The sequence below is a fragment of the Lentzea sp. NPDC051208 genome, from assembly GCF_040682435.1.
Classification (GTDB): domain Bacteria; phylum Actinomycetota; class Actinomycetes; order Mycobacteriales; family Pseudonocardiaceae; genus Lentzea; species Lentzea kristufekii.
This window is the reverse complement of sequence record NZ_JBFBAW010000016.1, coordinates 41,793-53,837: the sequence shown is the minus strand read 5'-3', so window position 1 is coordinate 53,837 and position 12,045 is coordinate 41,793. Positions and strand designations below refer to the sequence as shown.

Sequence of the window (12,045 nt, the reverse complement as noted above, 5' to 3'; positions counted from 1 at the left end):
GTGGTCGACGACGCTCCAGAGCAGAACCCTCCCGCCGACGAGCCCGGTTCGGACGCTTCGGACAAGCCCGCGAAGCAGAAGAAAAAGGGCAACTTCTGGAAGGAACTGCCTGTCCTCATCCTGGTCGCGTTCGGCCTCGCGATCGGCATCCAGATCTTCCTCGGCCGCGTCTACATGATCCCGTCCGAGTCGATGGAGACGACGCTGCACGGGTGCACCGACTGCTACGGCGACCGGGTGCTCGTCGACAAGGTCACCTTCCGCTTCACCGATCCGGCGCCGGGCGACGTGATCGTGTTCCGCGGGCCGCCGTCGTGGCAGAACGACTTCGTCTCCGCCGAGCCGGGCAACCCGATCTCGGAGGGCCTGGCGTGGCTCGGCTCGCTGGTCGGACTGCCGTCGGCGAACGAGGAGGACTTCGTCAAGCGCGTGATCGCCGTCGGCGGGCAGACCGTGAAGTGCTGCGACGAGCAGAACCGCGTGACGGTGGACGGCAAGCCGCTCGACGAGCCGTACAAGCACTTCGACGAGGGCACGCCGGCCGAGCAGGAGTCGTTCGAGGAGCTCAAGATCCCGGACGGGATGCTGTTCGTGCTCGGCGACAACCGCAACCACTCGTGCGACTCGCGCTGCCAGGGCCAGGGCGGGCTCAACGGGCTCGTGCCGGTGGGCGACGTGATCGGCAAGGCGCGCGTGATCGTGCTGCCTCCGTCGAGGTGGGGCGGGGTGTCCGACCACAACCCGCAGGTCGTTTCGATGGGCGCGCCGGGCTGGCAGGAGAACGTGCCGCTGGGGCTCGGTATCGTCGGCGCGTGGCCGCTTCTGCTGCTCGGGCGTCGAGTGCGAGACCGATTCCGCCGATGACCATGCTGATGCCGCCCCGCGCGGTGGTGCGGGGCTCCGCGGGGAACTGGGCGTTGCAGAGCACGCTGGAGCGCCGGGGCCTCGGTCCCGTCGCCGGCGTGGACGAGGCGGGCCGTGGGCCGTGCGCCGGCCCGTTGGTGATCGCCGCGTGTGTCCTCCGACCGGGTGATGCTGCGCGGTTCGAAGGGCTGACCGACTCGAAGCTGATGACGGCGGCGGCCCGCGATCGGATGTACGACCTGGTGCTCAAGCGTGCGCTCGATCACTCGGTCGTGGTGGTTCCGCCCGCCGACATCGACTGGCTGGGCATTCACGTCATGAACATCGAGGGCATGCGGCGTGCTGTGGCGCAGCTGGAGACGCATCCCGGATACGTGCTGACGGACGGCTTCAAGGTGCCGGGAATGCCTGCGCCGAGCGTCGCGGTGCTCAAGGGGGACCAGGCCGCGGCGTGCGTGGCAGCGGCATCGGTGCTGGCCAAGGTCACGCGGGACCGGATCATGGCGGATCTGCATGATCGTCATCCCGAGTACGGTTTCAACGTGCACAAGGGCTACTGCACGCCCGACCACACGGCGGCGTTGATGGAACACGGGCCGTGTGCGGAGCATCGCTGGTCGTATGTAAATGTGGCAGCGGCAGCTGCCAAGCACGGTCTCGCCGCGCCGCACAGGGTGGCGCGCGGCACAACCGCGCAGGCCGTGGTCCAGAATGATGCAACCCCGGCTGACGCCGGGGAGCTCGCGACGAGTGAGGGCGCGGAGCAGATGACCCGCGCGGAGGCGTAATGAGTGCAGAGGATCTCGAGAAGTACGAGACCGAGATGGAGCTGTCGCTGTACAAGGAGTACCGCGACATAGTCAGCCAGTTCTCGTTCGTCGTGGAGACCGAACGGCGTTTCTACCTGGCCAACTCGGTGGACGTGCAGGTGCGCAACGCCGACGGCGAGGTGTACTTCGAGGTGCGCATGTCGGATGCATGGGTGTGGGACATGTACCGCCCTGCAAGGTTCGTCAAGAACGTTCGTGTCATCACGTTCAAGGACGTGAACGTGGAGGAGCTGGACAAGCCGGATCTCCGGCTGCCGGAGAGCGGCCCTTTCCCCAGCTGAAAGAGGAGTGACCCGAAACGTTGGCGGTGTCGTCCGCGGTACCGCGATGAGCCCGTGCGGCCGCGAAATCTCACGGCGGCGTTTCGGGCCACGCTCCTAGCACACCCCACCGACGATTCCGTCGGTTCAAGATCTACAACGGCTGACTTGTCCACAGCCGCCGAGTTGTCCACAGATTCCCCGCGGCCCGGCCGCCCACCCCGTCCCGCCCTGCAAGGTCGTGTCCAACGACCCGCAGGGAGGCGAGGGCAGTGGTGGCACAGGCACTGGTCGAGACCAGGCAGCAGGAGATGGGGCGCCAGGGCGAGGATCTGGCGTGCAGGTACCTGGAGGGGCAGGGCCTGGTCGTCCTGTCGCGGAACTGGACGTGCCGCGACGGTGAGCTCGACGTCGTGGCCGTGGAGGGCGACCGCCTGGTCGTCTGCGAGGTCAAGACGAGGTCCGGTCCGGCCTGGGGCCGCCCGGACGAGGCCGTCGACCAACGCAAGCTCTCCCGCCTGCGCCGCACGGCGTTGCGCTGGCTCGCGTCGCACGGCGTCGGCTGGTGCACCGTCCGCATCGACCTGATCTCGGTCACCTGGCCTTCCTCCGGCGAGCCGCGCCTGCAGCACCTGCGGGGAGCCTGAGATGGGCTTGGCGCAGGCCTGGTCCGTCGCCCTCCACGGCGTCGACGGCATCGCGGTCGAGATCGAGGCCGACGTGGGCGTGGGCCAGCCCCGCACCCACCTCCTCGGATTGCCCGACGCGTCCCTGCACGAGTCGAAGGAGCGGGTGAAGGCCGCCGTCCGCAACAGCGAGGAGGAGTGGCCGAAGCAGCGCATCGTCCTGGGCCTGTCCCCGGCGAACCTGCCCAAGGGCGGCAGCAGCTACGACCTCGCCATCGCCTGCGCCACCCTCGCCGCAGCCGGCTCGATCCCGTGCGAGCGCCTGGGCACCACCGTCCTGCTGGGCGAACTGGCCCTGGACGGCCGGGTCCGCGCGGTCCGCGGCACGCTGCCCGCCCTGCTCGCGGCCCGCCGCGCAGGCCTAACGACAGCGATCGTCCCGGTGGACGCCCTGCCGGAGGCGGCCCTGGTCGACGGCATCGACCTCCACGGCGCCCAGACCCTCGCCGAGGTCCTGGCGTGGCTCCGCAAGGAGCCCGTGCCACTGCACCCGCCACCGCAGCCGGCCGCCCCACCGCTCCCGGCCGTCCCGGACCTGGCCGACGTCGTGGGTCAGCCAGAGGCCCGCTGGGCCCTGGAGGTGGCCGCGGCAGGCGCCCACCACCTCCTGCTGACAGGCCCGCCGGGCACCGGCAAGACGATGCTGGCCGAACGCCTCCCGGGCCTCCTCCCGCCGCTGACGCGCCAGGAGTCGCTGGCGGTGACAGCCGTCCACTCGGTTGCGGGCGTCCTCTCCTCCGACTACCCCCTCGTGGCCAGCCCGCCGTTCGTCAACGTCCACCACACGACGTCGATAGCGGCCTTGATAGGCGGCGGCAGCGGCATGGCGAAGCCAGGCGCCGCCTCCCGCGCCCACAAGGGCGTCCTGTTCCTGGACGAGGCCTGCGAGTTCGGCCAGAAGACCATCGACGCCCTCCGCACGGCCCTGGAAGAGGGCGAGGTCCGCATTCCACGCCGAGACGGCATAGCCCGCTATCCGGCCCGCTTCCAGCTGATCCTCGCCACCAACCCGTGCCCCTGCGCCCCACCGAAGGAAACGGACTGCATCTGCACCTCGACAGTCCGCCGCCGCTACCGGTCCCGCCTCTCCGGCCCACTGCTCGACCGCGTGGACCTGAGGGTCCGCATGAGAGCGACAACAGCCATGGCGAACGCAGACGCCACCCCACCAGAACCAACAGCGGTAGTAAGAGCCAGAGTCCTGAAAGCCAGGACAAGAGCCGCCACCCGCTGGTCGGCCCACGGCCACACCTGGCCGGCGAACGCCCTGGTACCAGGCCCAGCCCTACGAAAAGAGTTCGCACTCCCAAGGCCAACAACGGCCCTACTGGACCGAGCCCTGGCCCTAGGCGCCCTGACGGGCCGAGGAGCCGACCGCTGCCTACGAGTCGCCTGGACCCTCGCCGACCTGGCAGAGGCCGACCGCCCAACCCAGGACCACGTAGCCGCAGCCCTCCACTTCCGAGAACGCCGAGCCCCCTGACCGCCCCCGGCCTGGTCCTCCAACGCGCCCCGCAGCCTCAACGCGGCCGCACCCCTCTCTGGTACCCCGCAGCCGTCGCTCCCGGCGCTGCTGCTTGGAGTCCTGGCCTCCGAAGCCCAAACACCAGGCCAGAGCCCAGGCCCACGACCCCTGCTGTCGCACACCACCACGAGACGCGGAGCTTCAGAGCCCCGCCCCGATCCGCCGGTCGCGGAGCTTCAACGCCCCGACTCCGCGGCCGGCCCCAGTCGAGCGGGTGCTCGTCCCTGCGAGCACCCGCTCACCTGACCGGCGCCCAGTAGCCCCCCTACCCGCATTTCCGTTCTCGTCGCCGTCTCCTCCCCAACGTCTCCGTTCTCGCCAGACCTGCCACGCTCCCGCTCCCGCCGTCCCAGGCCGAACCCGGCGCGAGCCATCCGAACCCGGCCTTTCCCATGCCGCCGGGCGCGGAGCCCCACTCCCGCTCCTCGCCCGGCACCCACCCCACCGAAACGTTCGGGCGCCTGTCCCAACCCAGGCGCCCGAACCCACCGGACACGAGCTCCGAGCCTCGGCTCGTGTCCGGTCCGGGCGGGTCGCCCGTCCTTTCCCCAGCGGGCGACCCGCTCACCACCCGTCCCTTTCTCATGCCCCTCGAACCTCATGAACTCCGCCGAACAAGGAGCTCGACCATGACCCCACACCTCGTTCCTGCCGCGACCTCCATCACCACCGCGGCGGCCGCGGTGCCAGCGCTGTTGCTGCAATGCACGGTCCGAAGGCGCACATCAGGAGCCAGCCCACCGAATCCGTGGCGTCCTGAGCCCTGGCAGCGCTGGCTGCCCTGGTGGTGGTTCCGGTGACGGCACCACAGACCGCGCCGGCCACCGATGCCGTGCGCCTGGCCAGGGCCTACCTGTCTCGTGTCGCGGAGCCCTATCCGGCGGCACTCGCCACGCTGGTCGCCGACGTCGGGCCCGTTGAGGCCGCGGAGCGGGTGAGGGCCGGCGAAGTTTCGCCTTCGGTGGCCAGTCAGACGTCGGCGCGCCGGGCCGAGGAACACGCCCATGCTGACCTCGACCTCATCGCCCGGCGTGGCGGGCGGCTGGTCATTCCTGAGGACGAGGAGTGGCCTCGGTGGCCGTTCCTCGCGCTGGAGAACGTGGCTGCCCGGCGGTGTGGAGGTGAGCCGCTCGCGCTGTGGGTGCGGGGGCCGCACTTCCTGGCCGACGTGGTGGACAAGGCCGTTGCCGTGGTCGGGTCTCGGGCCGCCAGCGGGTACGGCGAGCACGTTGCCGGCGAGTTCGCCTACGGGCTGGCGTTGGCGGGGATGACCGTTGTCTCCGGGGCTGCGTACGGGATCGACGGTGCTGCTCATCGCGGTTCGCTCGGGGCCGGCGGGGTGACGATCGCGGTGCTGGCGTGTGGTGCGGACATCGCCTATCCCGGTGGCCATCAGGGATTGCTCGGCAGGGTCGCGCGCGAAGGGTTGATCGTCAGCGAGTACCCGCCCGGCGTGACGCCTGCGCGGCATCGGTTTCTCACGCGCAACCGGCTCATCGCCGCGTTGGGCGGTGGCACCGTGGTCGTGGAGGCCGGGCGGCGCAGCGGGGCCAAGAACACGGCGGCGATCACGCTCGCGCTGGGTCGGCCGTTGATGGTCGTGCCGGGACCGGTGACGTCGGCGAGTTCGGTCGGTTGTCACGAGTTGTTGCGGGACGGGCACGCGGAGTCAGTGAGTTCGGTGGCGGAGATCGTCGAGTCGGTGGGGCGGTTCGGTGACGACCTCGCCACTCGGCCCGCTCAGAAGGAAAGCGACCTCGGGGCACCTCAGGGAGAGGCGATGAGGGTGTACGAGGCCCTCGGGAAGCGCAACGGCGTCAGCGACGAGGCCGTGTCGGTCGAGTCCGGGGTGCCGTTGGACCGGGTGCGGGCGTTGCTGCCCGAACTGGAACTCGCCGGGCTCGCAATGCAGGTGGATCAGGGCTGGCAGAAGCTGGAGCTGGGGTGACGTTCGTCCACTGTGGATAGTGAGCTGCGCCTGACCTGCGGCTTTGTCTTCGGAGAAGGGAGTTGTCAGCGGTTTGGTGAGCCGTCGCCAGGTTGGCGCAGGTGGCGTTTGGCCTGTTCAGGGCTTCTGTGAGTTCAGATCGGTGGCGCTGGCCGCTGTCGCTACTCCGAAAGGTGATCTGCAGGTGCCGCTGCACCCGTGGTCGTCACAGGGAGTTGAAACGTTATCGTCACGCCGATCATGAGAGCGCTCCCATATGGCGCGAGGGTGTGGCGATACTTGACCAAACGCCCCGACTGGCGCAGCGTCTTGGCCTATGTCCCCGCCGCCGCATGGTCGGACACGTCGTGTCGACCTCGTTCGCCTGCGCGAAAAACTGCCGGCGAACGTGGAAGGCGTGTTGCGGCAGTACGAACGGCACCTGATGTTGGAGCGCGACCTGTCGCCGCACACGGTGCGCGCTTACGTCGGTGACGCGGTGGCGTTGCTCGGACATGTCGCGGGGAATATCCCGGAAAACGCAGATCTTGGGCGCATCGACCTCACGAATCTGCGGTCATGGCTTGCCGCGCAACACGCCACAGGTGCGAGCCGCACGACACTTGCGCGGCGCGCAGCCGCTTCGCGCGCGTTCACCGCGTGGGCGCACCGAGCAGGGCATTTGGCATCGGATCCGGGGCCTCGGCTCGCTGCTCCGCGGCCGCACCGGACGCTGCCGTCGGTGTTGCGTGAAGACCAGGCCAAGGACGCGATGAGGGCCGTATCCTCTGGCGCGTCCCAAGGTGATCCGGTTGCGCTGCGTGATCAGGCCGTGGTGGAGTTGCTGTACGCCACAGGTATCCGCGTGGCCGAACTCTGTGGTCTTGATCTCGACGACGTGGACTACTCCCTAAGGGTGATTCGAGTTCTGGGCAAAGGTGGTCGCGAGCGCAGCGTTCCGTTCGGCGTGCCTGCCGAGCGTGCGGTGCGGCGATGGGTGAACGAGGGCCGAAATGCCCTGGTAGCACCGGATTCGCCGCCGGCGTTGTTCCTCGGCGCCCGCGGCGGCCGGCTGAACCAGCGGGCCGTCCGAACTCTGGTGCACGAGGTCGTCGCCGTGGTACCGGATGCACCGGACATCGGGCCGCACGGGTTGCGCCACTCCGCTGCGACCCATTTGCTGGAAGGAGGAGCGGACCTGCGCACCGTCCAAGAACTGCTTGGTCACGCTACGCTCGCAACGACTCAGCTTTACACACACGTCACTGTCGAACGGCTGAAGGCGATCCATGACCGAACCCACCCCCGTTCCTGACGCCGCAGGGGGAGGATCGCGTACGGCGACCGTGCCCCCTGAACCCGTCCTGCCCGCACCAGCGTCGAAGCAGGCGAGCAACGGGCACCGTCAGAACGGCGCGCCACGCACCGAGGCGACCCCCGAGCCCGGTGCCGACACGCATGTCAACGGCACGCCCGCGGCCGTTCCGACTGCGGTGACGCGCACGGACGTGCGGTCCGGTGACGACGTCGAAGCCGGCATCGTCGCCCTGTGGCGCAGCTACGGCGAGTCCCGCGAGCAGAGCCAGCGCGACCGCCTGGTGCTGCACTACGCGCCGCTGGTCAAGTACGTCGCCGGCCGCGTCGGCACGGGCCTGCCCGCACACGTGGACGTGGCCGACCTGATCCAGTCCGGCATCTTCGGCCTGGTCGACGCGATCGAGAAGTTCGAGCCGGAACGCGGCCTCAAGTTCGAGACCTACGCCATGCAGCGCATTCGCGGCGCGATCCTCGACGACCTGCGCTCGCAGGACTGGGTGCCGCGCTCGGTCCGCAGCCGGGCCCGCGACGTCGAACGAGCCCTCGAACGCCTCGGCGCCAAGCTGCAGCGCACGCCCACCGACCGCGAGCTCGCCGCAGAGCTCAAGATCGGTCTGGCCGAACTCCGCGAGCTCTACGGCCAGCTGCAACTCACCAGCGTCGTCGCTCTCGACGAGCTGATCGCCCCGAACAAGGGCGGCTCCTCCCTGGCGGAGTCGCTGCCCGACGACGCCGCGGAAGACCCGGTGGCGAGCCTCGTCGACCAGGACGGCCGCCGTCAGCTGGCCGACGCGATCGCCCAGCTGGCAGAACGCGACCGCGTGGTCGTGACGCTCTACTACTTCGAGAACCTGACCCTCGCCGAGATCGGCAAGGTGCTCGGAGTGACCGAGTCCAGGGTCTGCCAGCTGCACACCCGCGCAGTCCTGCGCCTGCGCACGAAGCTCAACGAGCAGTCCGAGGCCTGACCGCACCTCGATCCTTCAGCAGCCTGGCGAGTGCCGGGCTGCCGAACGCCCGTACCGAGAAGCTTTACAAGCCCCAAAAAGCCGCTTCACACCTCCTTTCTGCCCGCTGCCAGGCCTAATTCACTCGAACGGGTGGCCTTGGATCCACTCCAAGCACACCCCGTGCCCACTCGGGCATCCGCCAGAACGCCCGAGCCGCGAGGCGGACGAGCGCCGCACCAGCCGCCGAGCACCGCGCTGACACCGGACCCGATGGAGTCCGCCGTCGCGTGTCGGCGACGGCCTGCGCCACAAGGCACGGCATTTCGCGATCAGCCGGTCCGCGTTCGCCCGGCCAGGCCAACGGTCACAGCGGCAATCGGGTAGCCGGCGGACATGCGTGCAGGCAATCGGGCGGCTGGATACCGCCTGGATCGGCGGGTGATCGCTCCGCGACCGGGTGGGCGAGGACTTCGGGCATGCCCTGGTGGTGCCGTGACGATCGTTGCGGACGGCATGGCGTGGTGTTGACGGCCAGGACGGTGGACCGCCTCAGGTGGACCGCCTCCGATGGACAGGGTCAGGCGGACAGGGTCAGGCGGACGGATTCGTCGTGGTGATCGCGTGCGAGTCGTCCTTGCGGGGGTGGCCGTGCGGCCAGCGCTGACGGCTTCGTGCCGTGGTGAGGTCGGCGACGAAGGCGTCCTGAGCGGCGCCGGGACGGTGAGCCGCGCTGCGGTCTGGGTTGACGAGATGTCGTCCTGGGCTGCAGCGGGCGGGCCTGGGGAGGCGTTGCCAGCTGCGGTTGTGGTCGAAGCTCGGACCGAGCCGGGGGAGCCGACCGAGCCGGGGGAGCCGACCGAGCCGGAGAAGCCAAGCTTGCGCAGTGGCGCAGCGACCCTCGTGGGATGCGGTAGCGGCGCTGCGGGTGGTTGACGTGAGGCAGACGGGCCGGGAGGCGGCCTGAGTGAGCGGGTGGCCGCCTCCCGGCGCCTGACGGGCGCTGCGGCGGGTGTCGGGGTGCGCCGCTGTCCTGCCGCCTGGGAAGTGGCGGGGAAGCGCCCGTTGGAGACGCCGCGCGGGGTGATGCGCGGCGTGGGACTGAGTGGGCGGCTAGGTAGGCGCCGCCAGCGGTAGCAGGCGTACGCGGCCTGAGCTGACCAGTCGGAGCGGGTCCAGGTAGGCGTCGCCCCGGCGGGCGCCCCAGTGCAGGCACGGGGACGGGCAGTGGCCCGCCTGCAGGTGGCCGATGACCTCTCCCCGGCGAACGGGGCGGCCCGCGGTGACGGAGGGAGCGATCGGTTCGTAGGTGGTGCGCAGGCCGTTGCGGTGCTGGAGCGACACGAGGGTCCTGGCGGCTACCGCACCTGCGAAGACGACAGTGGCGTCGCCCGCGGCGAGCACCGGGGTGCCGGCCGGCGCGGACAGGTCGGCGCCCCGGTGACCTGGGCCGAACGGGGTGGCGGGGGCCTCGAAGGCGCGCACCACCGGGTGTGGTGGGGGCAGAGGCCAGCTGAAGCGGCTGGCGGGTGGGCTCAGGAGGGTGGTGAGCAGCAGGGCGGCGGGGAGGAGGGGCATGGGTCAACGGTCGGCCAGAGGGACCCTCGGGGACCAGCGGGTATGCGGAAACTGTGGACAACTCGCCGGTTGTGGACAACTACGCCCGGCGAGGTGGGGGCGATTCGAAGTTTGTCGGGGATGGGGAGTAGACTTTTGGGCGCGTCCCGTCTGTGCGCGGGACGACTTCGCGTGCCAACGCAGATCCGACCGGCTGATCCCAGCAGGGTCGAGTCACGACGTTCGACGGTCCTGACGGTGCAGAGATGCTCCGCGGGTGCGAACGGCGGCAATGGCACCAGGGCTGAAGGCCTCCCGGCCGGAAGCGTCAACCGAACCGACGCGCAAAGGCGAGACCTCGCGCGTCCGACAGATGAGGTGCGAACCGGCCATGGCCGTCGTAACCATGAGGCAGCTGCTTGACAGCGGCGTGCACTTCGGGCATCAGACCCGGCGCTGGAACCCGAAGATGAAGCGTTACATCTTCACCGAGCGCAACGGCATCTACATCATCGACCTGCAGCAGACGCTGACCTACATCGACCGGGCTTTCGAGTTCGTCAAGGAGACGGTCGCGCACGGCGGGTCGATCCTGTTCATCGGCACGAAGAAGCAGGCGCAGGAGGCCATCGCCAACGAGGCGCTCCGCGTCGGCATGCCCTACGTGAACCAGCGCTGGCTGGGCGGCATGCTCACCAACTTCTCGACGGTCCACAAGAGGCTTCAGCGCCTCAAGGAGCTCGAGTCGATGGAGCAGACCGGCGGTTTCCAGGGTTTCACCAAGAAGGAAATCCTGATGATGAACCGCGAGAAGGACAAGCTGGAGCGCACGCTCGGCGGTATCCGCGACATGTCCAAGGTGCCCAGCGCCGTGTGGATCGTGGACACCAAGAAGGAGCACATCGCGGTCGGTGAGGCTCGCAAGCTGAACATCCCGATCGTCGCGATCCTCGACACCAACTGCGACCCGGACGAGGTCGACTACCCGATTCCGGGTAACGACGACGCGATCCGTTCCGCCGCACTGCTGACCAAGGTCGTGGCCGAGGCCGCCGCCGCCGGTCTCATGCAGCGTTCCGGCGCCCGTCGCGACGCCGCCGACGGCCAGGACAAGCCCGAGGTCGCGGGCGACGAGCCGCTGGCGGAGTGGGAGCAGGAGCTCCTCACCACCAACGCCGCCGTCGCGACTGAGGCCCCGGCCGAGGCTCCGGCCGAGCAGCCCGTCCAGTCCTGATTTCCCCCACGAGGTGCCCGCGACAAGCGGGCACCTCGTGACCTAAGCGCGTACATCGCAGAAGGAAAACGATGGCGAACTACACCACCGCGGACGTCAAGAAGCTCCGCGAGCTGACCGCCGCCGGCATGATGGACTGCAAGAAGGCGCTGGACGAGGCTGACGGCGACTTCGACAAGGCCGTCGAGATCCTGCGCATCAAGGGCGCCAAGGACGTCGGCAAGCGCGCCGAGCGCACCACGTCCAACGGCCTCGTCGCCGTCAAGGACGGCGCGATGATCGAGCTGCGCTGCGAGACCGACTTCGTGGCCAAGAACGCCGACTTCATCGCCCTGGCCGACGACATCGTCGCGCTCGCCAAGGCGAACAAGGTCGCCGACGTCGAGGCCCTCAAGGCCGTCGAGGTCGACGGCAAGACCGTGGACGCGCTGGTCCAGGAGTTCTCCGCCAAGATCGGCGAGAAGCTCGAGCTGGCCAAGGCCGTCGACTTCGACGGCACCGTCTCGGTCTACCTGCACAAGCGCGCTGCCGACCTGCCGCCCGCCGTGGGCGTCCTGGTCGAGTACACCGGTGACAACGCCGAGGTCGCGAAGGGTGCGGCGATGCAGATCGCCGCGATGCGCCCGAAGTTCGTCACGCGTGACGAGGTCCCCGAGGAGCTCGTCGCCAACGAGCGTCGCATCGCCGAGGAGACCGCTCGCGAGGAGGGCAAGCCCGAGGGCGCGCTCCCCAAGATCGTCGAGGGTCGCGTCAACGGCTTCTTCAAGGACGTCGTGCTCACCGAGCAGGCTTCCGTGACGGACAGCAAGAAGACGGTCAAGGCTCTCCTGGACGAGGCCGGCGTGACGGTTACCCGTTTCGCTCGGTTCGAGGTCGGCCAGAGCTGATTCGCACGAGG

At 69.4% G+C, this 12,045-nt stretch carries 11 protein-coding genes; 10 read left to right on the top strand and 1 reads right to left on the bottom strand.

Annotated features, from left to right (window positions below; translation table 11 throughout):
* From lepB to AB0M48_RS33035, 8 genes are all read left to right on the top strand, one after another.
* Positions 1-864 (top strand): signal peptidase I, encoded by an 864-nt coding sequence (lepB, locus tag AB0M48_RS33070; protein ID WP_363849425.1) that lies wholly within the window; start codon positions 1-3, stop codon positions 862-864.
* Entirely contained in the window at positions 861-1,652 is a 792-nt protein-coding gene (locus tag AB0M48_RS33065) for a ribonuclease HII (protein ID WP_363849424.1), read from the top strand. The genes lepB and AB0M48_RS33065 overlap by 4 nt, the downstream gene beginning before the upstream one ends.
* Positions 1,652-1,975: a DUF2469 domain-containing protein gene (locus AB0M48_RS33060; protein ID WP_030479657.1), complete on the top strand. Its 324-nt coding sequence runs from the start codon at positions 1,652-1,654 to the stop codon at positions 1,973-1,975. Before AB0M48_RS33065 ends, AB0M48_RS33060 begins: the two co-directional genes overlap by 1 nt.
* 254 nt (positions 1,976-2,229) lie before the next feature.
* Positions 2,230-2,601 carry a YraN family protein gene (locus AB0M48_RS33055; protein ID WP_363849422.1) on the top strand — a complete coding sequence of 124 codons (372 nt, stop codon included), beginning with the start codon at positions 2,230-2,232 and terminating at the stop codon, positions 2,599-2,601.
* A gap of 1 nt (position 2,602) precedes the next feature.
* Positions 2,603-4,123 (top strand): YifB family Mg chelatase-like AAA ATPase, encoded by a 1,521-nt coding sequence (locus tag AB0M48_RS33050; RefSeq protein ID WP_363849420.1) that lies wholly within the window; start codon positions 2,603-2,605, stop codon positions 4,121-4,123.
* An 838-nt stretch (positions 4,124-4,961) separates the two neighbouring features.
* Positions 4,962-6,113: a DNA-processing protein DprA gene (dprA, locus tag AB0M48_RS33045; protein ID WP_363849419.1), complete on the top strand. Its 1,152-nt coding sequence runs from the start codon at positions 4,962-4,964 to the stop codon at positions 6,111-6,113.
* 316 nt (positions 6,114-6,429) lie between these two features.
* Positions 6,430-7,407 (top strand): tyrosine recombinase XerC, encoded by a 978-nt coding sequence (locus AB0M48_RS33040; protein WP_363849417.1) that lies wholly within the window; start codon positions 6,430-6,432, stop codon positions 7,405-7,407.
* A complete protein-coding gene (locus AB0M48_RS33035) occupies positions 7,382-8,377 on the top strand; it encodes a FliA/WhiG family RNA polymerase sigma factor (RefSeq protein ID WP_319982434.1) in 996 nt (331 codons plus the stop codon). Before AB0M48_RS33040 ends, AB0M48_RS33035 begins: the two co-directional genes overlap by 26 nt.
* A gap of 1,092 nt (positions 8,378-9,469) precedes the next feature.
* Here the strand turns inward: AB0M48_RS33035 and AB0M48_RS33030 are convergent.
* A complete protein-coding gene (locus AB0M48_RS33030; RefSeq protein WP_363849415.1) occupies positions 9,470-9,934 on the bottom strand; it encodes a M23 family metallopeptidase in 465 nt (154 codons plus the stop codon).
* A 370-nt stretch (positions 9,935-10,304) separates the two neighbouring features.
* Between AB0M48_RS33030 and rpsB the strand changes: the two genes are divergently transcribed.
* Both rpsB and tsf read left to right on the top strand, forming a co-directional pair.
* Complete coding sequence (rpsB, locus tag AB0M48_RS33025) at positions 10,305-11,147, top strand: 30S ribosomal protein S2 (protein WP_319982432.1); 843 nt, start codon at positions 10,305-10,307, stop codon at positions 11,145-11,147.
* A 71-nt stretch (positions 11,148-11,218) separates the two neighbouring features.
* Positions 11,219-12,034 (top strand): translation elongation factor Ts, encoded by an 816-nt coding sequence (tsf, locus tag AB0M48_RS33020; RefSeq protein WP_363849412.1) that lies wholly within the window; start codon positions 11,219-11,221, stop codon positions 12,032-12,034.
* Positions 12,035-12,045: the final 11 nt, after the last annotated feature.